Raw genomic sequence first — 23,119 nt, forward strand, 5'->3', positions numbered from 1 at the left:
CCTTCAGCCCTTGACGTTCATGTGGGCCGGCAGCCAGAGCGCGATCTGCGGGAAAACCATCAGGATGATGATGGTGAATGCCATGATCGCGGCGAAGGGCCAGATCGACTTGTAGATGTCGACCAGCGTGATTTCCTTCGGCGCCAGCGAGCGCATCAGGAAGAGGTTGTAGCCGAAGGGTGGGGTGATGTAGGCGATCTGGCAGGTAATCGTGTACAGGATTCCATACCATATGAGCTGGTTGTCGAAGCCGAGATCGAGCGCCTTGACCAGCGGGATGTAGAGCGGCGCGACGATGACCAGCATCGCGGTGTCGTCGAGGAACATCCCCATCACCAGGAAGCTGAGCTGCATCATGATGATGATGGTCCAGGGACTGAGGTCCCACTGCTTCACGAACAGGAACTCGATCGCCTTCACCGCACCGAGGCCGTCGAACACGGTTCCGAAGGCCAGCGCGGCGAGGATCAGCCACATGAACATGCAGGACACGTTCAGCGTCTTGATCGAGGAATCGCGCACCACCGGCCAGCTGAACCGCCCCTTGGCGATGGCCGCGAGCGTCGCCGTCGTGGCACCGACCGCCGAGCTTTCCACGAGGCTGGTGACGCCGAACACGAACAGGCCGGTCATAAAGAAGAAGATGGCGAAGGGGATGATGCCCGCACGCGCCAGCGCCAGCTTCTCGCGCAGCGGCATGTTCAGTTCTTCATCCGTCAGCGCGGGCGCGAGCTTCGGATTCAGCTTCACCCGGATGTAGATGTAGAGAATGAACAGCACGGCCATCAGCAGGCCGGGAAACACGCCGGCGAACCACAGCTTGGAGACCGGCTGGCGCGCGATCATGCCGTAGAGCACCAGCACGACAGACGGCGGAATCAGGATGCCGAGCGAGGAGCCGCCCTGCACCACGCCGGAGATCAGCACCTTGTCATAGCCGCGGCGGATCATCTCCGGCAGCGCGATGGTGGCGCCGATCGCCATGCCGGCGACCGAAAGGCCGTTCATCGCCGAGATGATGACCATCAGGAAGATGGTGCCGATGGCGAGGCCGCCGGTGAACCGCCCGAACCAGACATGCAGTGCGCGGTACAAATCCTCCGCGATCCCGGATTCCGCCAGGATGTAGCCCATGTAGATGAACATGGGCAGCGTCAGCATGGCGTACCAGTTGAAGAGCTTGAACACCTGGTTGAACGGCAGGTCCATGGCGCCCGGGCCATAGAGCAGCAGCGCGGCGGCAGAGGCGACGAAGCCGATGGCGGCGAACACAAGCTGCCCGCTGATGAGCGCCACCACCATGGAGGCGAACATCAGCAGCGCGATCATTTCATAGCTCATGCCAGCGTCTCCCCACGCAGCGTGGCGATGTGCTTGAAGACGAGCGAGAAGGCCTGAAGCAGCATCAGAACAAGGCAGACCATCAACAGCGCCTTGATCGGAATCACCGACGGATTCCAGATCGAGAAACGCTTCTCATTGGTGGCGATGGCGTATTGCAGGCTGGAGATCGAGCCGATCAGCATGACCACCAGGTAGAAAATCAGGCACCAGACCGTCGCGAGGTCGATCTTCGCCTTACCCCGGACCGACAGCGTCGAATACCAGAGGTCCATGCGCACATGCTCGTTGTTGCGCAGGGTGAAGGGCCCGCCCATGAAATAATAGGCGGCGAGGGTGAACTGGGTCAGTTCCACCGCCCAGTGCACCGGCATCTTGAGCAGGTTGCGGGTGACGGCATCGAACATCAGCACGCCGCCCATCATGAAGATGAGCGAGGCGGCGAGGTAGCCGACATAGTCCGAGATCCGGTCGATGATACGTACATAGCCGGCGATCCAGCGCCAGGCGCCCGATCGACTGGGTTCGGCCGTTCCATCCACGTTCAAGCCCTTGCTCCCTGTCCTGCCGCCCGCCGCATGCGCGACCGCCCATCCCTGGTGCTATCCTGCCGCGCCTGCATGGCAATTGAGCCTGCCGAATTTGTTCGCACAGCACGCACTTTACCGAAGCTCGATCGAAAGAGAAGTCCGTTTTTTGACAAATTTGACCATTTCAACGGTCCAGTGACCGTTTGAAATAGAAAACGGGCTCAATCTCCCGCATATTCTTGCCCGAACGGGCAATTCGTGGCAGAAGTGCCGTTGTCATGCCTTGATCCTTGTCCGATCGTGCAAATGGCATGCCGGCCGGCCGCCGGGCTTGGCCGTCTGCGCCGAAAGGAGTAGGCGAACGGGCGCCGTCGGCTTCCGCCGCGCGAGTGACGGCGTGAGACCGCTGACTTAACCGGACCGGTCGGGCCTCGGGCTCCCGGTCCAGCGAGGACGACGCGTGGCCCCCAGCTCGCGACATGACGAGATCGTCGCCCTGCTCACCCGATCGGGCGAAATGAGCGTGGAAGCCATTGCCGAGCGGCTCGGCGTGTCGCGCGAGACCGTGCGGCGCGATCTTGCCCGCCTCGACGCCGCCGGACGGATCAAGCGCCGTCACGGCGGCGCCCGCGCGCTCGCCCAGCCGGGCGCGGCGCTGGAGACCGAATGGCCGTTCGCCCAGCGCATGGCGCAGAACGCGGCGGCCAAGCGCGCCATCGCGGTCGCGGCCAGCCGGCGGTTTCAGCCCGAGGATTCGCTGTTCATCGACACGGGCAGCACCACCATCGCCTTCGCCGAGGCGCTGACCTCGCGCCATTCGCTGGTGATCGTCACCAACTCCCCGCGCATCGCCGCGACGCTGGCGGGCGACCACACCCACAAGGTGTTCCTGATAGGCGGCGCCTATGGGGTGGATGCCGGCGAGAGCCTCGGCCCGCTGTCGCTGGAGCAGATCGCCAAGTTCCGTGTGCGCCACGCGGTGCTGACCGTCGGCGCGATCGACCAGGCCTGCGTGATGGATTTCGACCTTCAGGAGGCCGAGGTCGCCAAGGCGATGATCGAGCGCGCCGATTTCGTCACCGTGCTGGCCGACCATTCCAAGTTCGACCGCCGCGCGGTGTTCGAGGTCGCGCCGCTGTCGCGCATCCACACGCTGGTCACCGACTTGGCCCCCGGGGAGAAGATGGCCCGCGCGATCGCGACGGCAGGCATCGACCTTGTGATCGCCGGGCAGGGCTGAAGGTCAGCTCGTCGAGATCAAGGAAGAGGTGCCGCTCTCGCCGCGCCGCCGCACGCTGGCGCGCATGACCTACCAGCGCGTGTTCCGGCGCTACCGGCATCTGTGCGGCATGTCCGGGACGGTGGAGGAGGTGGCGGGCGAATTGTGGGAGGTCTACCGGCTGCGCGTGGCGCGGATTCCGACCCACCGCCCGCCACGCCGGCGCATCATTCCCGACGTGATCGTCGCCACCGCGCCGGAGCGCTGGGCCATGGTGACGCGCATCGCGCAGCGCTTCCAGTCGCAGGGCGTACCTATCCTGATCGGCACCCGCTCGGTCTCCGCCTCACTGGAGGCGAGCGGCTACCTGACGCGGGCCGGCATCCGTCACCAGGTGCTCAATGCCATCGACGAGGCGTCGGAGGCGGCGATCGTGGAAAAGGCCGGCCTCGCCGGCCATGTCACCATCGCCACCAACATGGCGGGCCGCGGCACAGATATTTCGCTCGGGCCGGGCGTCGAGACGCGCGGCGGGCTGCTGGTGGTGATGACCGAGCGCCACGATTCCGCGCGGGTCGACCGCCAGCTCGCCGGGCGCACCGCGAGGCAGGGCGATCCCGGCGTGGTGATCGCCGTTCTCTCGCTGGAGGACGGTCTGCTGACGAGCTGCCCGGCGGCGGGTGTGCATCTGCTGGTGCGGCTGTCGAAGCGGCTGCGCTCGGTGAAGCTCGCGCGGGCGGCGATCCGCCTCGCGCAGAAGCACGCCGAGCGCGACCATGCCCGCATCCGCCGGCAATTGCTGAAGGCGGACGAGGCGCTGGCCTCGGTGCTGGCGATCACCGGCACGCTGGAGTAGCGGGCATCGCTTCGGGGACGTCGAGCGCCGCGCCGGCCGTGTACACGCTCAGCGGGCGAAAAAATGCACCGGGCCGTTAATGTCGATGCGCAGCACCTCACCGGGCTGCGGCGGGTCGGCGAGCGGAAGGCGCAGGCGGATGTCGTCCTCGCCCGGCAGCAGCCTGAGGCAAACAGCAAAGCAGGAGCCGGCGAACTCGATCTCGATCACCTCGCCGCGCGCCGCCGCGTCGTGCATGTCCGCGCGCGCCAGCGACACCTGCTCGGGCCGCAGCATCACCTGCGCGGCGCCGCGAAACCCGCGATCCTTCACGGGAACCCGGCCGAGGGCGCAGTGCGCCCAGCCGTCGCCGACCTCGGCCGGCAGGAAGATGGCCTCGCCAAGAAAGCCGGCGACAACAGGGCTTGCCGGCCGGGAATAGAGCTCGCGCGGCGATCCCGCCTGCAGCAATTGCCCCTTGTCCATCACCACCACCTGATCGGCGAAGGACAGCGCCTCCTCCTGGTCGTGGGTCACCAGGATCGCGGTGATGCCCGCCACGCCGAGCAGCCTTGCCACCGCCTTGCGGGTGCTGACGCGCAGCCCGGTGTCGAGCGCCGAAAACGGCTCGTCGAGCAGCACCATGCGCGGCTGGATGGCGAGCGCGCGGGCAAGGGCCACGCGCTGCTGCTGCCCGCCCGAAAGCTCGTCCGGCCTGCGCGCCAGCATGGCGGCGCTCAGCTCCACCATGTCGGCCAGCCGGGCGATGGTTTCGGCCCGCGCCGGGTCGCCCTTCGCCAGCGCGAAACCGATATTGTCGGCGACGCTCAGATGCGGGAATAGCGCGCCATCCTGCGAGACCACGCCGATGCCGCGACGATAGGCCGGCACCGAGCTGTCGCGGTCGGCCAGCACCTCGCCGTCGAGCAGCACCTGCCCCTCGTCCGGGGCCTCGAAGCCGGCAATGAGGCGCAGCAGCGTGGTCTTCCCCGAGCCCGACGGGCCGACGATGGCGGTGCGGCTGCCGGCGCCGACGGCGAGGTCGATGCCGGCGAGCGCCGCCACCGCGCCATAGCGTTTGTGGACCGCACGCAGTTGCAGGAAGCTCATCGGCCGGCACTCCGCCGCGACTGGACATAGAGCAGCCACGTCACCGGCAGCGACAGCACCACCATGAACAGCGCATAGGGCGCGGCGCCGGCATAGTCGATCTCGCCGCTCAGCGACCAGAACGCCATGGCGAGCGTGCGGGTGCCGTTCGGCGCCAGCATCTGCGTCGCGGTCAGCTCGTTGACGATGCCGAGCGCCACCAGCGCCACGCCGGCCGCGGCGCCCGGCGCCGACAGGCGCAGCGTGACGGCGCGCAGCACGCGGGCCGGCGAGCGGCCAAGACTTGCCGCGGCCTGCTCCAGCTCGACCGGCACCTGGGCGATGCTCGCCCGGAGGCTAACCAGCGCGCGCGGCAGGAACATCAGCACATAGGCGAGGATGAGCGTGACGAAGGTCTGGTAGAGCGGCAGCGCCACCCGCACCGTGACGGTGACCAGCGCCAGCGCGATGACCACGCCGGGCAGCGCGCCGACGAGGTAATTGCCGCCCTCCAGCAGCCGCGACAGGGCGCCGGGCACCCGTACCGACAGCCAGGCGATCGGCAGCGCCGCCAGCATCGCCAGCACGCCGCCGACGAGGGCGAGCACGAAGGTCTGCGCCACCGCGTCGACAATCTCGCTGACCCGCCAGATCTCCGCGCCGCCCGCGATCAGCCATCGGCCGATGGTGAGGAACGGCACGCCGAGCGCGAGCGCGGTGAGCGAGGCTGGCAGCAACAGGCACAGATAGACATGCCGCCCGAGCCGCGCGCGCGGCACCGCCCGGGGCGCGCCGGAGCCGATGCGGGCATAGCGCCCGTCGCCGCGCAGCATGCCCTCAAGGCCGAGCAGCGCGAAGCAGCACAGCACCAGCACGCCCGACAGCATATGCGCTGCCGCGCCGTTGAAGGTGGATTGGAACTGATCGACGATCGCCGTGGTGAAGGTGTCGAAGCGGATCATCACATAGAGCCCGTACTCGGCCAGCAAATGCAGCCCGACCAGCAGCGAGCCGCCGCACAGCGCCAGCCGGAGCTGTGGCATCACCACGTGGAAGAACACCCGCGCGGGTGACAGGCCGACCGAGGCGGCGGCGTCTTCCAGTGCAGGGTCGAGGCGCCGCAGCGTGGCCGCCACCGGGAGATACAGGAAGGGGAAATAGGCCAGCGTCGACACCAGCACGCCGGCGAACAGGCCGTGCAGCCCCGGCGCGAGGCTGACCCAGGCATAGCTCTGCACGAAGGCCGGAACCGCCAGCGGCGCCACGGCGAGCCAGGCCCACCCGCGCGCGCCGGGCAGATCGCTGCGCTCGGTCAGCCAGGCCAGCGCCACCGACAGGACGATGCAGATCGGCACGGTGAACATCACCAGCAGCACGGTGTTGACGAGGAGTTCGCCGACGCGCGGGCGGAAGATCAGCGCCGAAGCCGTGTCCCAGCCGGTGAGGATGGCGATCCACACCACGAAGCCGAGCGGCAGCAGCGCGGCCAGCGACACCGCGACCGCGGCAACGGAAATCCACGACAGCGGCCAGCGCCGCCGTGCCACGCGATAGGCAGCCCAGTTCTGCCGGCGCTCCGCCGCGCCGTGCAGGAGCTGACTGCCGGCCTGCCCGAGCGGCATTGTCGAACGCCCGTCATCCATTCCGCGACCGACCCGTCCTGAACCCGTTCCCTGCGAGGCGGCCCGCAGGGGCCGGCGATACCATGCGCCGTCCGGCTCAGAGCAATCCGGCCGCCGTCATCAGATCGGTGACCTGCTTGCTGTTGAGCTTGGACGGCTCCACCTGCGGCGCCTGAAGCTCGGCGAGCGGCACCAGTTTGGGATTGGACGCGTCGCCAGTGCCGACGGCATATTCGTACGATGTGCCGTTCTTCAGGATCGCCTGGCCGCTCGTGCCGGTGACCCATTTCAGAAAGGCCTGCGCCTGCTTGGGATGGGTGCTGGAGGCGAGCACGCCGCCGCCGGAGATGCTGACGAAAGCGCCGGGGTCCTGATGGCGGAAGTAATGCAGCTTGACGTTGTTGCTGTTCTCGCCAGTCTTCGCCTGATCGCCGAACCAGTAATAATGGTAGATGACGGCACCTTCGACCTGCCCGGCATTGACCGCCTTCATCGCGGTGCTGTTGCCCTTGTAGGCGGTGAAGTTCTCCTTCATCCCCTTGAGCCAGTCGGCGGCGGCCTCGGGGCCCTTGAGCTGGACCAGCGCGCCGACGATGGCCTGGAAATCCGCGCCCGAGGGGGAGGCGGCCCAGCGGCCCTTCCAGGCCGGGGTGGCAAGATCCAGCAGCGATTTGGGCAGCTGGTCCGGCGTCAGCTTGCGGGTGTCATAGGCAAACACGGTGGAACGCGCGGCGATGCCGGTCCAGTTGCCGCTGGCAGGGCGGAAATGCGCCGGCACCTGCGCCAGCGTCTCGGCATCGAGCGGCGCGAAAAGCCCGGCATTTTCCACCAGCGCCATGGCCGGGGAATTCTCGGTCAGGAACACATCGGCCGGCGAGGCCGTGCCTTCCTGCAGGATCTGGTTGCCGAGCTCGGTATCGCCGCCGTTGCGGACGATGACCTCGATGCCGGTCTCCTTCGTGAAGCCCTCGACCCATTCCCGGGTCAGGCTTTCATGCTGGGCATTATAGACGACGAGGCCTCCCTCCGCCGCCGACTGCGCATGGGATAGGGAAGACGTCGCAACAATTGCTGAAACGATAATTGACGTTGCGGCAAGTACGGATCCAAGAGTCTTCACGTAATCTCCGCTCATCTGAAACAACTATCGAGCCAGATGCGAAGTTCTGTGAATTTTCATCTTAAAAGTCAACGAATGAAGTTTGTATTCATTCTAAGGAAGAGCGCCGTGCGATTAGATCTCACCTTGCGGCCGGGAGACCGGAAAAGGTGCTGCTGCGTTGGCATCGCTGAATTGGGGCGCCGTGTCGCGCGCGACACGGGGCTGGGACCGCTCCCGATGTCGTGAATGGGCGGAACACCGGCCCGCCGATGACGGTCGACGGCGCGGAGGCTAAGCGCGGCGAGGCTCGGCGGCACCTCCGGCCATGCGGGCGCTAGCCGATGTCCTCGCTTTGGCCCGGCCGGCTGGACCACTCGGCGAAGCTGGGCGTCGGCATGTCGAAGCGGTCGCGAATGGTGGCGCAGGTGCTACCGCCGAGCCGGGCGATGGCGTCCAGCCGTGCCGGATCGATGCGCAGGCGCTCGGTGTCCACAACATCCGAGCGGTAATGCGCATAGACGATCTCGCCGAGGATGATCTGTCGCGACTTGCCGAGTTCGAGCGTCAGGTGACGGCGGCACTCAAAGGCCGCCGGTGCCTCCTTGATCCAGGGCGAGGCGACCTTCACGCCCGGCACGGCGGTGAAGCCCGAGGCCGCCACTTCGTCCGCCCCCGGCGGGAAATCGGCGGCGCACAGATGCATGCCCTCGGCGATGGCGTGGGAGACGATGTTGACCGTGAACACCTCGGTGAGACGGATGTTCAGCGCCGTGTCCTTGAACGACATGTCGGCGTGGTTCTCGACGCCGAGCGCCACGATGGGCGGATCGGCCGAGAGGCAGTTGAAGAAGCTGAACGGCGCGGCGTTCACCCGGCCCTGCGGGTCGACGGTCGTGACCAGCGCGATGGGGCGCGGCACGATGGTGCCGATCATCAGCTTGTAGCGCTCGCGCTCGCCCAGTTCGCGAAAATCGAAGGCGACGGAATCGGTTTCCGGCTCGCGGTGCATGCTCATGCCACAAGCCCCCGGCGCGAGACGCCTTTCTTGATACGAGTGACGTTCATGCGCGTTCTCTGCGGTTCATATGCACCGATTCAGCCGACGACGGCGCTCGCAGCCTTGCGCGCTTTGACCCGGCTGTCGAGGAGGGCGACCGGCGGTGCGCCGTCGCATCGTCCGGCGATGCGCGACCTCGTGCGGCTATTGAAAGGGCGTGCCGGCGCGGTCGGCGATTGTTACGCCGAGAGCATGACGATGCCGCGCGGCCCGGCGCCGACGTGTATCCGCTCGATCACCTGAAGCGTGGGCAGTTCGACGATCAGCACCTCGTCCTCCGCCCAGTCTGCCACCAGCGCGCGGGACGGGGACGCCAGGGCGATGCCTTCGGGAAACACGCCGATGCGGGCGCGCAGGATCTTTTCGGGCGCGCCCGGTTCGATGACGGTAAGCCCGCCATTCTGCTGGTTGGTCACCAGCACGCGCGCGCCATCCGGCGTCACCGCCACGCCATAGGGCATCAGCCCGGCCGGCACGCGCGAGGTTTCCCGGCGCGCGATGGTGTCGACGACTGAGAGATCGTTGCTGCGGACATTGCCGACATAGAGCGCATCGCCCTCCGGCGAGAGCGCCAGCGCGAACGGCGCCGTTCCCACCGGCACCACGCCGAGGCGCTCCATCCGCTCGGTATCCACGATGCTGACAGTGTTACTCTCGCGGTCGGCGACATAAGCGAGTTGGCGGCGCTTATCGACGACGACATGGGCCGGCGAGCGCCCGACAGCCGCGCGGCCAGTCTCCTTGCCGGTCGCGGCATCGAGGCGCAGCAGCGCATCGGCGGACCAGTCGGTGACCAGCACATTCGCGCCCGAATCCGCGCCCGCCGACGCCACAGCGAGGCCGAACGGCTCTTTTCCGACGGGAATCTCCAGCGTCACCGTCCCGCTGGTCACATCCAGCAGTGACACCCGGCCGAGATCGGGATGCGAGACGAACAGCCTTCCATCCGGCGCGGCGGCGAGAGCCGCGGGCACGCGCGGCACCTGAAAGCTCTGCGCCACGCGGGCCTTGTCGACGTCGATCAGGCTCACCGTGCCGGCCTGCTGCGAGACCACGGCCGCGTGCGGCCCGGTCGCGGCTAGGGCGGGAGCGGACGGCAACCCCGCCCATCCGGCCGCCGCGCACGCACCCAGAAGCTGCGTGCAGAACCGGCGGCGATCGAGGACGCGCAGTGTCACGGCGCTTCCGCCTTGGCTTTGAGCCCCTTGAGACCCTCGGTGATGAAGCCGGTCATCGCGTCGATGGCGGCCTGGTCGTTCTTGTCTTCCGGCGGCTCATTGGTGGTGTCCGCGCGATAGAAACGCGCGCTCCACAGCACCTCGCTGCCGCCCGCCGCCGGCTTCACCTCGATGACGCCGGTGTAGAAGCTCACCGGGAAAACATCGACATTCTCCTTCGACAGCCGATAGGAGAGGCGCTTGCCGGCCGCGTCCACCTCGTCCAGCCCTTCGGTGATCTCGCCCTTTTCCAGCGTCAGCGTGCGCTCGGCGCCGGCGGCATTACCGCCGGTGGCCGCGACATTCTTCACCAGAGGCTGCCACTTGCCGATGTCGTCGAAGGCGGAGACCAGCCCCCACACCACATCCGGCGGCGCGTTGATGGTGATGGTCTCGTCGGCGCGCTGCGGCGTGGGGCCATGGGCCAGCAAGGGCGGGGCGCACAGCAGAACCAGACCGAGAGCGAATGCGAGGGGACGGAACATCGTCTTGCTAATCCTTCAATCGAGGTGAATGGGAGCGCGGCGCGATGCGATGGCCGCGAGACCGAAAAGCAGGGTGAGGCACAGCAAAGCGAGCGCCGCGGGAAGGCTGGCGGTATCAACCGGCACCGCCACCGGACGGGCGTGGGTGTCGGCCTCTACCGCGCCCGCGAGTGAGGATGCCGAGGTCAGCGCGACGAAGCCGAGGCCGGTCTGGGCGGCGAGCGCGCGCAGATGCTCCTCGCGCATCGCGCTCAGATGCTCGGTTCCCGACGCCGCCTCGCCGCCCCACGGCGCGTTGCGCGGGTTGTAGCCCGCGCGCGAGGGCGCATCGGCCGGCGGCGGCCCGGAGCGGTTCTCCTGCGGAACGTCGCTTTCGCCATAAAAGCCGATCTCGCGGCCGTCGGCGTCGAATTTCGGGATCGGGGAGGGAATGGTGCTGCCGACCCCGACGAGGACGCCGCCCACCTTGCCCACTTCGCCGCCAAAGGCCGGCAATTCGCCGCCGGCGAGGGGTGGGGCCTCGTGGCCGTCGGTCATGAAGACGACATCGGCGCCGAGCCTGTCGGCCTGGGCGATGGCGGCATGCACGCCGCGCGCGACATAGCTGTCGCCCTCCCATGCCATGCGCCAGTCGAGATCGTCGATCGCGCCATCGATGGCCGGGAAATTCTCGCAGACCTCCGCCGGCTCGAACAGGACGAAGCTGCGCCGCTCGGTGAAGATGCCGAGCCCGAACCGCGACTGGCAGGGCAGGCCGGCGAGCAGGGCCCTGGCCGCGCGCTTGGCCTCGGCCAGCCGGGTGGCCGGCGCGCCGCCAAGCTGCCCGTCACGCAGGTTCATGCTGCCGGTGACGTCTATGACGACGAACAGGTCCCGCGCCTCGCGCGCCATGATGAGGCGCGGCGCGACAAGGGCGGCAAGCGTCGCCAGCAGCGCCAGCACCAGCAGCCAGAAGCGCGCGTCGTGCAGGAGACGGAGACCGGCGAGGCTCATGGCAGCCCCTTCGGCAGGCCCGGCAGGTCGGTCCACAGCCGCTTGGCGGCCTCGGGCGGTATCTCCTCGCCGTCGGTCTCGATCTGCGGAAAATCGCGGACCAGCCGCATCGCGATGTCGAGATTGTACTTGGCGTCCCAGAAGCCGGGATCGAGCGTCAGCGCGCGGCGGTAGCCCTCCTTGGCCAACCGCACCAGCGGGATGGCCGGATCGATGTCATTGATGCCGAGATGATCGATGGCGAGCCGCAGCCGGGCATTCGCCATGTCGTACAGCGCGGCCACCGCCAGCGGCCGATCCTCGCCCGCCGCGAGCCGGTTGAGCAGGGGCTGCGCCTCGTCCAGCCGATCGCGGAAGGTGAGGAAGCCAAGCCGGGCGAACAGCACAGGCGGGGCATCCTCGGGGGCGACCTCCCGGTCCTGCCCCGCCGCGAGGGCGGCGATGGTCGTGTTGTCCCTGTGCTCGACGTAAAGCCGGGCGGCGAACCACGCCATGCCGGCGAGGCCTGCGACCAGCGCGGCCGCGCACAGGACGAGGATGAGGCGGCCGGCTCTCATGCCGCCCTCCTGAGTTCTTCGCTGCGCTCGGGGGAGCGGAGGCGAGGCGCGCGGACCGTCACGAGGTGGCGCTCGGCCAGCTTCGCGAGGATCAGCAATCCGATGCTCAAGGTCGCCACGGCGAAAGCCGGACGCGCCAGATCGCGGCGCGGCACGCGCTCGACATAGCGGATCGGCCGGGTTTCCTGGCGGTCGATCTCCGCAATCGCCTGCCCCACCGCTTCGGGGCTCGTCGCCTCGAAGGCGCGGTAGGGGATGCCGAGGCTTTGCAGGAACAGGTGCAGATGCCGCTCCGGGTTGGCCTGCGGCGTGTCCTCGCCCGGCGGGGGCACCTCGAAAATGCCCTTGGAACCGCGCGAGCGCAGGAACAGCCAATAGAGATGCACCGGCGTGCGGACCACGGCGTCGCGCAGCGCTTCCTGCACGCGGCGATCAATCAGCGCCGCGCCGTCCGAGACCAGCAGCACCGCGCGCGAACTCTCGTCGGTGTCCTCGTCGAAATAGGAGAAGGCCAGCGCCAGCCCGCGCCCGACATCGGTGAAGGCCAGCCCCGGCTGATCGATGGCGGCGATGGCGGCGTCGACCACCGCGTGATGGTCGGTCAGCGGCAGCACCGGCATGGGCGAGGTGGAGAACGCCGCCACCGCGATGCGGTCATGCGGGCGGCGGGCGACGAAGTCGGAGAGCAGCCGCTTGGCGGCGGCGGATTTCGATTCCTGATCTCCGGTGGGCGCCCGGTCGGCGAAGCTGTTGTCCATGCTGGAGGAGCGGTCGAGCAGCAGCACGAGATGCGCGCCGGTTCCCTCCCGCTCATAGCTCTGCTCGCGGCGGTGCAGGCCGGCACTGCCGAGCACCAGCGCGAGGATCGCGACCATGCCGGAGAGGCGCAGCAGCGCGCCGATCGCGCGCGAGAGCCGGTCCGGCGGAATGAGGGTGACCGCCGGCACGCCGCCGCGGCGGAACGGCGTCGCGATCCACGGCAGGACCGCCAGCAGCATCAGCGCCAGCGCGGCGGGGTGATCGACGCCCCAATGGCTGGAGGCGCTCTCCCAGGCCGTCGCGATCCATCCCGTGTTCACCCCGTTCATGCCGCCTCCCGTTCGACGGCGCGCAGGCGCCGGGCGAGGGCGAGCAGTTCGGCCGGCGGGAGGTCACTTTGGGCGCGCGGGCCATCCCCGCCGAAGAAAACGGCGCGCGAGACGGCGAAAAGCCGGCGAACCTCGCCCTCGACGGCGCGGAAGGCGGGATGCGCGGCGAAGAAGGCGGGCAGGTCCTCCGCGAGGACGCCGCGTCCAGCGGTATTGTCGAATGCGCGGTGCAAGGCGAGGAGCGAGCCGCGATAGGCCGTCTCCGACGCCGAAGGCCGGAGCGTCGCCGCCATCGCCCGCGCGGCCTGCGCGAAGGGCCGCGCGGGTCGCCGGTGGAACGGCCACCACGCCATCTGCCAGGCAAGCGCGGCGAGGGCGAGCAGCGTGACCACGATCGACGCCAGCAGGCCGTTGCGGCTTGCCGCCGTCGGAATCGGGCGGGGCGGAATGTCGGGCCGCAGCGCCATGGCCTGACCGGGCGTGCTGGTCATCACCTCGCGCAGCGGGGACGAGAGGAACGACCAGCCCGGCACGTTCACCGCCACCCGCCGGTCGCCGGCGACCGCCGAAAGCGCGAGCGCGGGGATGTCGAGCCGGCGCGGCTCCAGCGGGGCATAGAAGGTCTGGTAGGTCAGATCGAGCGTGTAGCGGTGAATCCCGCCATGGTTGCCCCGATCCTCAAGCCGGACATTGCGCAGGTCGAGCCAGTAATTCAGCGCGCGCGGCGTCGGCAGCGTGGCGGGGTCGAGCGCGAAAGGCGCGTCGAGCGCGATCTCGGCGCGCAGCGTCAGCGCGTCGCCGATGACATAGCCGAAGGATCGCGGCGCGTAGAGCTCGACACTGCGCACCTGCGCGCTCGCGGGCAGGGCGCCCGAGACGGCGAGCAGCAGCATGGCGAGCCCGACGCGCCCGGCCATCTCAACCCTCCATCAGCCGGCGCGCCAGCGCGTCGGGATCGAAGCTGTCCTTCAGATCGAAGGGGCGCAGCCCGCGCCGGGCGAACAGGTCGTTCAGCGCCTGCCGGCGCGCGCGCGCCTGTTCGATCCAGCGCCGGCGCAGGGCGGGGCGCATGAACACCAGCCGCGAGGCACCGGTCTCCAGATCGCCGAGCTCGATGAGGCCCCAGTTCGGCAAGTCCTCCTCGACCGCGCCGTCGCGCACCACCACCGGCACCACATCGTGGCGCCAGAGTGCATCGAAGAGGCGCTCGGTCTCGTCGAGCGGCGACAGGAAGTCTGAGATCAGCAGGACCAGCGCGCGGCGGTGCGGCAGGCGTTCGGCCGCCTCCAACAGGCCGGCGGCGCCGCGGCCGGCAGGCTCGGCGGCGGCGAGCTTCTCGCGGACTTCCTCCTCCAGCCCGCGCCGCCGCGCCAGCGGTATGGACACATCCTCCCGCAGCCGGTCATCGCAGCCAAACAGCGCGAAGCTGTCGCCGGAGCGCACGGCGGACAGCGCCATCACCGCGCACAGCTCCGCCACCCGCCCGGAGATCGCTCCGCCGAAGCGCATCGAGCCGGAGAGGTCCACCAGAGCGGACACCGGCACCGCCCGCCGCGGCGCGAACTGCCGGACATGAAGCTCGCCATAAGGATCGCGCAGCGAGGCTCGCAGATCGATGCGGCGTGGATCGGGCTGGCGCAGCAGCGAGACGTGGCGCCGGAATTCGCCTTCCGCCCCTTCGCCATGGCCGGGATGCGCGCCGGGAAGGATGCCCTCCGGCCGCCAGCGCAGGCGATAAGGCAGCGGGGTCATGGGATGTGGGACGACAGGTTCGCTCATGGCGCCGGCACCCGCTCGAACACGCGGGTGATGAGTTCGCCGACCAGCCCCTCGCGGCGCAGCTCATAGACCGGATCGATGAAGATGCGGTGCGCCATCACCTCCGGGAACACGGCGCGCAGGTCTTCCGGCACCACCATGTCGCGCCCTTCGAGGAAGGCACGCACGCGCGCCGCGCGGATGAGATAGCTCATGCCGCGCGGGCTGGCGCCGCCCTGCACCAGCCGGTTCATGTCGACGCCGTCGATCGTGATGCCGAAGCGGCTTGGCGCGCGGATCGCCTCCCAGAGCGCCAGCGTATAGCTCTCCAGCGTGTCGCTGGTGCGGATGCCGGACTGGATCGCCCGCGCCACCGTCTCCAGCGCCGCCGGATCGAGCCCGCCGGGCCTCACCTCGGTGAGCAGGGCGTCGACATTATGGAAACGGGTGTCGAACACCAGCGCGCGCCGTGCCTCCTCATCCGCCGGCATGGCGACCTGCACCTCCATGAGGAAGCGGTCGCGCGCGGCGGCGGGCAGCTCGAAGGTCTCTTCCCGCTCCACGCGGTTGCGGTCGGCGAAGACCTGCACATGGGGAAAGTGATAATCGCGGTTGAAGGCGGAGACCGAGCGCTCGGCCATCAGCCGCAGCAGCAGCGAATGCACCTGCGGACGGGCGCGGTTGATCTCGTTGAAGAAGAAGACGGACAGGTCCTCGCCCTGGCGCAGCAGCGGACCGGGATCGATGCGCGGCCTGCCGTCCTCGCCGAGATGGGCGTGATAGATCAGGTCGGCGGGCATCAGGTCGATCGTGCCCTCGATGCGCTCGAAGCTGCCGCCGATGGCGTTGGCGAGCGCCCGCAACAGCGTAGTCTTGCCGACGCCGACATCGCCTTCCAGGAGCACATGGCCGCGGGCGAAGGTGGCGATGGTGAGCAGGCGGATCACCCGTTCCTGGCCGAGGACGACCGTGCCGATCTCGCGCTCGAAACGGAGCGCCTGCTGCTGCCAGTCCGACAGGACGGAGTCGGTGTCGCGAACGACGCGCATTCGGGGGCCCTTCCAACACGCGGGCGCACGGCGTCGCCGGCCCGAAAAGGGCGCGGCCCACGCAAACAGGGAACACCCGTTTGCCGTCGGCCGCGCCAGTTACCCACATTCCGGACTGAAGGCCCGGAGGATCGCGGGGCAGAAGGAGATGAGCAACCGCCCCAAGTGGGTTCGTGAATTGAAGTCTGAAGAGGCCGTCAGTTCGCCGGAATCTTCTTCACGTCATAGATGAACTGGCCGGTTTTCTCGAAATGGGCGATGCGCTGGGCGTTGCGCTCCTCCATTTCCTTGATGGATTGCGACTGCTTGTTCAGCTCCTTGGGGTCATGCTTGGGATCGTATTTCGAGCCCGCGACCTTGTCGGGATAGCCGGGCTTGGCTTCCCAGCAATTGCCGGGCGCCTTGCAGTTGGTGCCGTCATAGGCAGCCGCGCTGACGACGAGACCGAGGGCGAATGCCCCGGTGCCGGTCAGAAGGCAGGTGAACTTCACGGTACGGTCGATCATCCTCATGCTGCGTCTCCTCGTTTCCACCTTGTTGCGACGGGCTTGTTGGCTCAGCCCGCCTGTCCGCCGCATGTCGGGGGCATCACGTCGGATGGCTCGATATGCTTGGCGTTGGCTTCGAAGGGCTTGAAGGCGGCGCGCTGCTCGCTGGTCAGCCACGTCGCGCCCTTCGGATCGTCCTTGTAGAGGTGCCGGACCCAGGCCATGGCGAGCAGCATCTCGTTCATGTTGAGCGCGCCGTACATCGGACCCATCTGGCCGTTCGCGCCGCCGAAGATCGTCTCGAACAGACCCTGGTCGGTCTCGTTCTTGGGATAGGTCCAGTAGGAATCGTTGAGGCCCGGCCCGATCTTGCCCTCGCCGTAATGGCCGTGGCAGCCCGAGCACATGGACAGGAAGATCTCGTGCGCCTTGGGCAGGCAGACCGGATCCTCGTTGTAGATGTTCACCCCGGTCTCAAGGAACGTCTTCACGGCCTTGGTGTCGCGACCTTCCTCGGGTGCTTCCGAGAGGTCGAGCGGCTGACCGGTCACCGTATTGGTCAGCATGATCGCGGCGCGCGCCCCAACGGCGAGAGCACCCACGGTCAAAAGCACGACGGCCGTCTTTACGAGCGTTGTTTTTTTCATCGAACCTTTTCACTTCGTGCGATCGGGCAGGCGAAGCCGTCGGCGCTCCCACCGCCGGCTCCGTGGCGGATCAGGTGTTCGGCTTGAGCAGCGGGATGCCTTCTTCGGTCAGGATCCTGTCGATCGCCCCGCGCGCCTTCTCCAGCCCGGCATTGATCTCGGCGAGCAGCGCCGCGTCGTTCTTGCGAATGCCGATGGCCTGGTCGTAATGCATGGGGATCGGCTTATCGTTCGGCCGGTCGATGTCGGTGGAGATGACCGTCATCCGCAGCGGCGTGGAAGACGACGTCACGTAGCGCGCGACCTCCGGGGCAAAGGCGATGGCGACATCCGCCTCGCCCTTCGAGACCTCGGTGACCAGCCGGTCGCCCGGCACCTGGACCCACTGGTTGCGGCGGGATTTGAAGTTGACCAGCGAGTACATGTAGGCGGCGTTGTCTTCAAAGCGGCCGATGCGCTTCAGCATCGTCTCGGCCGGCGAGTAGAACCGCACGGCGAAACGGGTCTGGTCCTTGATCTGCTGATCCTGCCAGTCGCTGGCCGTGATGTTGCGGTCGGCCTTGGTGACCAGCACATAGCCGGTGCGGTAATAGGGGTTCGACGTGAGCACGCGCTCGTCGCCGACATCCATGCCCATCACGACATCGCAGTTGTTCTTGTCGAGCTGGTCGCGCACCAGATAGATGCCCGGCTGGTCCGTACGCACGAACACCGCCTTGCGGCCCATGGCCTCGGCGAGTTCCTTGGCGATGCGATCCTCGAAGCCGGACGAATCCGCGGTGGAGAACGGCGCCTCTACATTCGACGCGCAGATGCGCAGTTCCTTGGCCGTGGCGCCGGCCGTCTCCTCGGCCGCGCCGGCGGCGCTCGCGAAGGCGAAGCTGGCGACAAGAATGGCGAACCGGCTGACGGCCCGCGCCTTTGACTGTCGTGTCTTGGACATGGTGTTCCTCCGGGACGGACGCGCGGGCGAGGCCGGCGCAGCATCGGAAAATCTCGGGAGAAAGAGCCGCCCGGCGCGGTTCAACTGCACCGGGCGGCGTTCCGGGGAGGACGGTCAGCCGCCGGAGCGGATGATCTCGGTGGAGTATTCCCCGACCTTCGGATCGTCATAGGGACCCTTGCCGTCGAGCGAGAACACCATCACGCCGCCACCCATCTGGGTGTAGTGCTGGAGCTGCTTGAACGCGCCCACCGAGCCGAGGCCGGCGGTCGGGTCGTTGAGGTCGAACACCAGGCCAACCCCCGGCCAGCCGCCGACGCCGTAATAGATGGCGACGTATTGCGTGCCGTTATGGGTGTAGGTCATGGGATGACCGATGACGCCGGAGGGCAGCTTGAACTTCCAGAGCAGTTCGCCGGTGTCGCTGTCGCGCGCCTTGATGAAGCCATCGAGCGTTCCGTAGAACACCAGGCCGCCGGCGGTGGCGAGCGTGCCGCCCCAGGCCGCGAAGCGCTCCATCACTTCCCACTTGTACTTGTTGTTGATGGAGTCGTAGGCCTTCACCTGGCCGAGACCCTCATAGGTCTGGCGGTCGCCCTTGGGGCCGGGATACATCCACAGGGTCGCGCCGACGAAGAACTGGCCGGCACGGTAGGGAAGCATGAAGGGCTCCCAATCCATGCAGATGTGGTTGATGCCCATGAAGAAGGACTTGCGCTCCGGATCGTAGGAGTCGTGGCCCTGGTTGTGGTAGCCCATCGCCGAGGGGCAGATGTCGCGGGCCTTGTGGTCCATGCGGGTGGCATATTCCGGGTCGCGCTGCGGCAGGCCGGTCTTGAGGTCGACCTGCTTCACCCAGTTGACCGTGTCGTCGATCTTGTCGGCGGAGATCAGGTCGCCGTTCTCGCGATCGAGCGTGTAGACGATGCCGTTGCGGTCGGGATGGGTGAGAAGCTTGCGCATCTTCCCTTCCTTGTCCTGCTGCTCGGAGAGCATCATGACGTTGACGCCGGCATAGTCCCACTCGTCATGCGGGGTCTTCTGGTAGCCGAACTTCGCCATGCCGGTGTCGATGTCGCGACCCCAGATGGTCATGGTCCACTTGTTGTCGCCCGGACGCATGGTCTCGTTCCACGGCGCCGGATTGCCCGAGCCGTAGTAGAACAGGTTGGTGTCGGGATCGAAGGCGTACCAGCCCCAGTTGGTGCCGCCGCCGATCTTCCACGCCTCGCCTTCCCAGGTCGCCTGGCCGAGGCCCTTCTGGCCGTAATGCGGGTTGGCGCTGTTGAAGTCGTCGCCGAGCCGCACTTCCTCATCCGGGCCGGTGGCATAGGCGCGCCACTTCTGGGCGCCGGTCGGGATGTCGTAGGCGGTGACGTAGCCGCGCACGCCGAGTTCGGCGCCCGAGGAGCCGATCAGCACCGTGTCCTTCACCACGTAAGGGGCGATGGTCAGGGTGGAGCCGACCTTGATGTCGGAGTTCTCCAGCTTCCAGTACTCCTCGCCGGTCTTGGCGTTGAGCGCCACGACGTGGCCGTCGAGCTGGGTCTTGAGGATCAGCGGGCCGACCTTGTCGTTGCCGGGCCAGTAGGCGAGGCCGCGATTGACCACGTCGCAGCACGCCACCGCGCGGGCGGTCGGGTTCTGCTTGGGCTTGTGCTGCCAAAGGATCTTGCCGGGATCGTCCAGGCCGACCGCGAAGGTGGTGTTGGGGAACGGCGAGTGAATGTACATCACGCCGTCGACCACCAGAGGCGTGCCCTCATGGCCGCTCAGGACGCCGGTGGAGAACGACCACGCCGCCTTGAGGTTCTTGACGTTCTCCTTGGTGACCTGATTGGCCTCGCTGAAATTGTTGGCGCTGTAGTTCTTGCCGGTCATCGGCCAGTTGTCGGTGTTCTTCGACAGTTCGACCAGCTTGTCGTTCGCAGCCGCAGGCGCCACGGCGCCGAAGCTGACCGCGGCCGCCAGAGCGGTGGCAACGGTGAGTGCTGACACTGAAGAGTGCAGTCGACTCATTGGATTTCCCTCGCGTTTCCATTTCCCAAGCCGTTCCGCCTCTGTCTCCGGCGCGCTGCCGCAGGCGAGGACGGATCTTTTCGATCCACTTCATCCGGTCCTGCGGGTATGGCGTTTCCGCTGGACGTTATTCTAAGGGGGAAGTGAATTTCTTATGTTTTTCTAATTATTTCGTTCGATCCTGTGGTTATTGTTCGCGTCGAAGCTGATCGGTGTCTTTAGGCAAGTTGGAAATTCTGGTCGGGAACTTTTCCATGGGTGGAGGGAGCTTTCACACAAGCGGTCCGGAAACGCTTGCCGCTTCCCCGTAAAAATGTTTCCATTCCAGTGTCTTGAACCTTATTGGCCGCCGCCGCCCCGATTCCGTGGGCGCGTCAGGGTGGCGCAGATCGCTGGCATTTGAGGGAAGAGACGAGGATCGCCCAAGTAATATTTATAAGAACATCATAAGTATTAAATGAACGCCAAACCGCTGTGCTTCACCGGCGCCATCCTCGGCGCGATCGCCGCCTTTGCCCTCGTCGGCTGCTCCGACGAGGCGCCGCAGGGCGCGCGCGAGGATGCGCGCGAACGTGTGACCGCGCCGGCCAGCGACGAGGTGTCCCGCAAGACCTGGCTGCAGCCGACCGACGGAACCCCGCCCGATCTGTGGCTGGCGAGCCGGGAGGCCGGCCGAGATCTGCCGCCCGACGCTCCCGCCGTCGGTGACTGGCGCCGCCGTCTCGCTGATGCCGATGGCCGCTTCGGCGAAACGGACCGGATGATCGCCAATCGCGCCGTCCAGTTGCAGGCCATGCTCGGGGAGATCGGAATCGCGGAGAGCCCGCAGGAGATCATCGCCGGCTTTTCCGGCCTGACGGGAGAGGGTGCGCGCGCGGGCTTCAGCGATCTGTGCCAGCACTATTACAACCTCCGCGTCCAGGGCCTGTCCCGTGAGGCGAGCTTCGCCGCGCTGAAGGCCGACACGACACCGGGGAGCACGCCGTGATGGCTTTCGCGCCGGAACCCGCCGCCCGCTTCCGCCATCACCGCTCGCTGCGCTGGCAGGTGATGGCCGCGGTGATCGCCATCAATCTCTGTGCCGCGCTCATCGCTCTTGTGGTGGTGGTCGCCAATGCCCGGCGCGCGACGCAGGCCGAGATGCTGTCCTCGCTCGCCGTCACGGAACGGCTGGTGCAGGACAGTATCGAACGCGCGGTTGCTCAGGGCGCGGACGCCGATACGCTCGCGCGGCTGCCCCAGCATCTCGGCACCTTCCGCCATGTGCGCCTGCGTATCGAATCCGCCGATGGCCGTGTGGTCGACGTGCCGGCCAATCCGGACGGGCACGATCCCGTGGCCGACGACCGAGACGAGGTGCCGGGCTGGTTCGCCGCCCTCGTCACCGTGGCGCATACCGAGCGCGCCTTCCCGGTGGTGGTGGACGGGCGCACGCTCGGGCAGATCGTGGTGGCGGGCGAGGCCTCCGACGAGATCGAGGAAGTCTGGGAAGACATGTCCGCGCTCGCCCTGCTGGCGCTTGGCGTCAACCTCGCCATCCTCTGCGCGCTCTATGTCGTGCTCGGGCGGCTGCTCATGCCGCTCAGGACGCTGTCCGCCGGGCTCTCCGAGCTGGAGGCCGGGCGCTTCGAGCATCGCCTGCCCATGCCCAATGTGCGCGAATTCGCGGTGATCATCGACCGCTTCAACGCGCTGGGAGCCGCCTTGAAGCTGGCGCGGGACGACAATCTGCGGCTCAATGAGCGGCTGATCCGGGTGCAGGACGACGAACGCCGCGAGATCGCCTCGGAACTTCACGACGAGCTCGGCCCCTGCGTGTTCGGCCTGCGCGCCAATCTGGAGTCGCTCGGCCGGATTTCGGCTCAGGCCGAACCCGCGCTCGCCCGCCGCATCGGCGAACGCAGCGCCACCATGGTCGAGATCGTCGACCGGATTCAGGGGCTCAATCGCCGCCTGCTGCGCCGTATCCGGCCGATGGCGCTGGGCCATGTGCCGCTGGCGGCGGTCATCGCCGATCTCGTCGCGGATTTCGAGAACCACGCCCCGGACCGGCTGTTCCGGCTGACGCTCGAAGGGCTGGCGGAGCGTTATGGCGACTGTATCGACCTCACGGTCTATCGCTGCATCCAGGAAACCGTCACCAATGCCCTGCGCCATGGCGGCGCGCGGAACATCGCGATCGAGGCGCGGGGCGGGGACACGGAGATCGTGCTCGTCATCCTCGACGACGGTTCGGGCTTTGATCCCAACGCCGCGCGGGGTTTCGGGCTCATCGGCATCGAGGAGCGCATAAGCGTGCTCGGCGGTGCGTGGCGCATCCAGCCCAGTCCGCCGCGCGGCACCCGTGTGTCGATCACCATTCCCATATCCGCCGGCGAGACCGGCGCCCGCACCCAGGAAAGGGCTTCAGCCTGATGACCAGCGTCCTTGTCATCGACGACCATCCCATCGTGCTGCAGGGATGCCGCCGCCTGCTGGAAGACGCCGGCGTCGATCGGGTGATGGAGGCGGGAACCATCCTCGCGGGATATCGCCTGTTCCGCCGCGAGAAGCCGGACGTGGTGATCGTCGATCTTTCCCTGCACGGCAATGGCCTGAGCGGGCTGCTTCTGGTGCGCCGCCTGCGCGCGCAGAGCGCGCGGATGCCGATCCTGGTGTTTTCGATGCACGGCGATCCGGTCATCGCCAGCCGCGCGCTGGAAGCGGGGGCCAATGGCTATGTGCTGAAGGACACCTCTCCCGGCGCGCTGCTGGAGGCTTTCGACCGGATCCGGCGCGGCCAGCCCTATATCAGCCCGGACCTCGCGGTTCAGGTCGCGATGCTGGGCGCGCGGCGGGACACGCCTCTGGGCGATGTCACGCCCCGCGAATTGCAGACCTTGTCGCTGCTGGCCGAGGGCCGCGACTACACCCAGATCGCCGAGGAACTGGGGGTGAGCTACAAGACCGTCGCCAATAGCTGTTCGCAGCTGAAGGTGAAGCTCGACGCCGGCACCCTGCCGGAACTGGTGCGGCGGGCGATCCAGTATGTGTCGACGTCCCCGACGCAGATTCCGCGGGGACGGCGGTGACGCTGGCGA

23 protein-coding genes are annotated in these 23,119 nt (G+C 67.6%); 5 read left to right on the plus strand and 18 right to left on the minus strand.

Annotation, left to right across the window (positions count from 1 at the left end; all coding sequences use genetic code 11):
* Positions 1 to 3: 3 nt before the first annotated feature.
* Positions 4 to 1,341, minus strand: a complete 1,338-nt coding sequence (locus VRZ77_RS01735) for a TRAP transporter large permease (protein ID WP_414590989.1) — start codon at positions 1,339 to 1,341, stop codon at positions 4 to 6.
* A complete protein-coding gene (locus tag VRZ77_RS01740; protein ID WP_414591102.1) occupies positions 1,338 to 1,883 on the minus strand; it encodes a TRAP transporter small permease subunit in 546 nt (181 codons plus the stop codon). Before VRZ77_RS01740 ends, VRZ77_RS01735 begins: the two co-directional genes overlap by 4 nt.
* Before the next feature lie 448 nt (positions 1,884 to 2,331).
* On the opposite strand from VRZ77_RS01740, the gene VRZ77_RS01745 reads away from it, so the two are divergent.
* On the plus strand, positions 2,332 to 3,111 hold the full coding sequence (locus VRZ77_RS01745; protein WP_414590990.1) for a DeoR/GlpR family DNA-binding transcription regulator: 780 nt from the start codon (positions 2,332 to 2,334) through the stop codon (positions 3,109 to 3,111).
* A gap of 28 nt (positions 3,112 to 3,139) precedes the next feature.
* Positions 3,140 to 3,946 carry a hypothetical protein gene (locus VRZ77_RS01750; RefSeq protein ID WP_414590991.1) on the plus strand — a complete coding sequence of 269 codons (807 nt, stop codon included), beginning with the start codon at positions 3,140 to 3,142 and terminating at the stop codon, positions 3,944 to 3,946.
* 48 nt (positions 3,947 to 3,994) lie between these two features.
* On the opposite strand, the gene VRZ77_RS01755 is transcribed toward VRZ77_RS01750, so the two are convergent.
* The 16 genes from VRZ77_RS01755 to VRZ77_RS01830 form a co-directional block, all read right to left on the minus strand.
* Positions 3,995 to 5,035, minus strand: a complete 1,041-nt coding sequence (locus VRZ77_RS01755) for an ABC transporter ATP-binding protein (protein ID WP_414590992.1) — start codon at positions 5,033 to 5,035, stop codon at positions 3,995 to 3,997.
* Positions 5,032 to 6,657, minus strand: a complete 1,626-nt coding sequence (locus VRZ77_RS01760; RefSeq protein ID WP_414590993.1) for an ABC transporter permease — start codon at positions 6,655 to 6,657, stop codon at positions 5,032 to 5,034. The genes VRZ77_RS01755 and VRZ77_RS01760 overlap by 4 nt, the downstream gene beginning before the upstream one ends.
* A 76-nt stretch (positions 6,658 to 6,733) precedes the next feature.
* Positions 6,734 to 7,720, minus strand: a complete 987-nt coding sequence (locus VRZ77_RS01765) for an iron ABC transporter substrate-binding protein (RefSeq protein ID WP_414591103.1) — start codon at positions 7,718 to 7,720, stop codon at positions 6,734 to 6,736.
* 352 nt (positions 7,721 to 8,072) lie between these two features.
* Entirely contained in the window at positions 8,073 to 8,747 is a 675-nt protein-coding gene (locus VRZ77_RS01770; protein ID WP_414591104.1) for a flavin reductase family protein, read from the minus strand.
* A 227-nt stretch (positions 8,748 to 8,974) separates the two neighbouring features.
* Positions 8,975 to 9,973 (minus strand): YncE family protein, encoded by a 999-nt coding sequence (locus tag VRZ77_RS01775; RefSeq protein WP_414590994.1) that lies wholly within the window; start codon positions 9,971 to 9,973, stop codon positions 8,975 to 8,977.
* Entirely contained in the window at positions 9,970 to 10,497 is a 528-nt protein-coding gene (locus VRZ77_RS01780) for an SRPBCC family protein (protein ID WP_414590995.1), read from the minus strand. Before VRZ77_RS01780 ends, VRZ77_RS01775 begins: the two co-directional genes overlap by 4 nt.
* A 15-nt stretch (positions 10,498 to 10,512) precedes the next feature.
* The gene (locus VRZ77_RS01785; protein ID WP_414590996.1) at positions 10,513 to 11,490 is read right to left on the minus strand and encodes a VWA domain-containing protein; all 978 of its coding nucleotides are present in this window, start codon (positions 11,488 to 11,490) and stop codon (positions 10,513 to 10,515) included.
* Positions 11,487 to 12,047 (minus strand): hypothetical protein, encoded by a 561-nt coding sequence (locus VRZ77_RS01790; RefSeq protein WP_414590997.1) that lies wholly within the window; start codon positions 12,045 to 12,047, stop codon positions 11,487 to 11,489. Before VRZ77_RS01790 ends, VRZ77_RS01785 begins: the two co-directional genes overlap by 4 nt.
* Positions 12,044 to 13,135 (minus strand): vWA domain-containing protein, encoded by a 1,092-nt coding sequence (locus VRZ77_RS01795; RefSeq protein WP_414590998.1) that lies wholly within the window; start codon positions 13,133 to 13,135, stop codon positions 12,044 to 12,046. Before VRZ77_RS01795 ends, VRZ77_RS01790 begins: the two co-directional genes overlap by 4 nt.
* The gene (locus VRZ77_RS01800; RefSeq protein ID WP_414590999.1) at positions 13,132 to 14,052 is read right to left on the minus strand and encodes a nonribosomal peptide synthetase MxaA; all 921 of its coding nucleotides are present in this window, start codon (positions 14,050 to 14,052) and stop codon (positions 13,132 to 13,134) included. The genes VRZ77_RS01795 and VRZ77_RS01800 overlap by 4 nt, the downstream gene beginning before the upstream one ends.
* 1 nt (position 14,053) lies before the next feature.
* Positions 14,054 to 14,914, minus strand: a complete 861-nt coding sequence (locus VRZ77_RS01805) for a DUF58 domain-containing protein (protein WP_414591000.1) — start codon at positions 14,912 to 14,914, stop codon at positions 14,054 to 14,056.
* Complete coding sequence (locus tag VRZ77_RS01810; protein ID WP_414591001.1) at positions 14,911 to 15,942, minus strand: AAA family ATPase; 1,032 nt, start codon at positions 15,940 to 15,942, stop codon at positions 14,911 to 14,913. The genes VRZ77_RS01805 and VRZ77_RS01810 overlap by 4 nt, the downstream gene beginning before the upstream one ends.
* A 197-nt stretch (positions 15,943 to 16,139) precedes the next feature.
* Entirely contained in the window at positions 16,140 to 16,454 is a 315-nt protein-coding gene (locus VRZ77_RS01815) for a methanol dehydrogenase [cytochrome c] subunit (RefSeq protein WP_414591002.1), read from the minus strand.
* A 44-nt stretch (positions 16,455 to 16,498) separates the two neighbouring features.
* Positions 16,499 to 17,077: a cytochrome c(L), periplasmic gene (gene moxG, locus VRZ77_RS01820; RefSeq protein WP_414591003.1), complete on the minus strand. Its 579-nt coding sequence runs from the start codon at positions 17,075 to 17,077 to the stop codon at positions 16,499 to 16,501.
* A 70-nt stretch (positions 17,078 to 17,147) separates the two neighbouring features.
* Positions 17,148 to 18,020, minus strand: coding sequence for a methanol oxidation system protein MoxJ (gene moxJ / locus VRZ77_RS01825; protein ID WP_414591004.1), 873 nt, complete (start codon positions 18,018 to 18,020; stop codon positions 17,148 to 17,150).
* Between the two features lie 114 nt (positions 18,021 to 18,134).
* Positions 18,135 to 20,039 (minus strand): methanol/ethanol family PQQ-dependent dehydrogenase, encoded by a 1,905-nt coding sequence (locus tag VRZ77_RS01830; RefSeq protein ID WP_414591005.1) that lies wholly within the window; start codon positions 20,037 to 20,039, stop codon positions 18,135 to 18,137.
* Positions 20,040 to 20,496: 457 nt separating this feature from the next.
* Between VRZ77_RS01830 and VRZ77_RS01835 the strand changes: the two genes are divergently transcribed.
* The 3 genes from VRZ77_RS01835 to VRZ77_RS01845 are packed head-to-tail and all read left to right on the plus strand — an operon-like array spanning position 20,497 to position 23,110.
* The gene (locus VRZ77_RS01835; RefSeq protein WP_414591006.1) at positions 20,497 to 21,027 is read left to right on the plus strand and encodes a hypothetical protein; all 531 of its coding nucleotides are present in this window, start codon (positions 20,497 to 20,499) and stop codon (positions 21,025 to 21,027) included.
* Positions 21,027 to 22,454, plus strand: coding sequence for an ATP-binding protein (locus VRZ77_RS01840; protein ID WP_414591007.1), 1,428 nt, complete (start codon positions 21,027 to 21,029; stop codon positions 22,452 to 22,454). Before VRZ77_RS01835 ends, VRZ77_RS01840 begins: the two co-directional genes overlap by 1 nt.
* On the plus strand, positions 22,454 to 23,110 hold the full coding sequence (locus tag VRZ77_RS01845) for a response regulator transcription factor (protein ID WP_414591008.1): 657 nt from the start codon (positions 22,454 to 22,456) through the stop codon (positions 23,108 to 23,110). The genes VRZ77_RS01840 and VRZ77_RS01845 overlap by 1 nt, the downstream gene beginning before the upstream one ends.
* The last annotated feature ends 9 nt before the right edge of the window (positions 23,111 to 23,119 follow it).

Origin of the sequence: Ancylobacter sp. G4_0304, from assembly GCF_047501495.1 — a bacterium.
Taxonomy (GTDB): Bacteria; Pseudomonadota; Alphaproteobacteria; order Rhizobiales; family Xanthobacteraceae; genus Ancylobacter.

Coding starts and splice junctions, on each gene's coding strand:
- moxG (WP_414591003.1), bottom strand. CDS start 17,077: ATGAAAAAAACAACGCTCGTAAAGACGGCCGTCGTGCTTTTGACCGTG.
- VRZ77_RS01805 (WP_414591000.1), bottom strand. CDS start 14,914: ATGAGCGAACCTGTCGTCCCACATCCCATGACCCCGCTGCCTTATCGC.
- VRZ77_RS01795 (WP_414590998.1), bottom strand. CDS start 13,135: ATGAACGGGGTGAACACGGGATGGATCGCGACGGCCTGGGAGAGCGCC.
- VRZ77_RS01800 (WP_414590999.1), bottom strand. CDS start 14,052: ATGGCCGGGCGCGTCGGGCTCGCCATGCTGCTGCTCGCCGTCTCGGGC.
- VRZ77_RS01780 (WP_414590995.1), bottom strand. CDS start 10,497: ATGTTCCGTCCCCTCGCATTCGCTCTCGGTCTGGTTCTGCTGTGCGCC.
- VRZ77_RS01815 (WP_414591002.1), bottom strand. CDS start 16,454: ATGAGGATGATCGACCGTACCGTGAAGTTCACCTGCCTTCTGACCGGC.
- moxJ (WP_414591004.1), bottom strand. CDS start 18,020: ATGTCCAAGACACGACAGTCAAAGGCGCGGGCCGTCAGCCGGTTCGCC.
- VRZ77_RS01755 (WP_414590992.1), bottom strand. CDS start 5,035: ATGAGCTTCCTGCAACTGCGTGCGGTCCACAAACGCTATGGCGCGGTG.
- VRZ77_RS01785 (WP_414590996.1), bottom strand. CDS start 11,490: ATGAGCCTCGCCGGTCTCCGTCTCCTGCACGACGCGCGCTTCTGGCTG.
- VRZ77_RS01810 (WP_414591001.1), bottom strand. CDS start 15,942: ATGCGCGTCGTTCGCGACACCGACTCCGTCCTGTCGGACTGGCAGCAG.
- VRZ77_RS01845 (WP_414591008.1), top strand. CDS start 22,454: ATGACCAGCGTCCTTGTCATCGACGACCATCCCATCGTGCTGCAGGGA.
- VRZ77_RS01735 (WP_414590989.1), bottom strand. CDS start 1,341: ATGAGCTATGAAATGATCGCGCTGCTGATGTTCGCCTCCATGGTGGTG.
- VRZ77_RS01840 (WP_414591007.1), top strand. CDS start 21,027: ATGGCTTTCGCGCCGGAACCCGCCGCCCGCTTCCGCCATCACCGCTCG.
- VRZ77_RS01770 (WP_414591104.1), bottom strand. CDS start 8,747: ATGCACCGCGAGCCGGAAACCGATTCCGTCGCCTTCGATTTTCGCGAA.
- VRZ77_RS01760 (WP_414590993.1), bottom strand. CDS start 6,657: ATGGATGACGGGCGTTCGACAATGCCGCTCGGGCAGGCCGGCAGTCAG.
- VRZ77_RS01835 (WP_414591006.1), top strand. CDS start 20,497: ATGAACGCCAAACCGCTGTGCTTCACCGGCGCCATCCTCGGCGCGATC.
- VRZ77_RS01790 (WP_414590997.1), bottom strand. CDS start 12,047: ATGAGAGCCGGCCGCCTCATCCTCGTCCTGTGCGCGGCCGCGCTGGTC.
- VRZ77_RS01830 (WP_414591005.1), bottom strand. CDS start 20,039: ATGAGTCGACTGCACTCTTCAGTGTCAGCACTCACCGTTGCCACCGCT.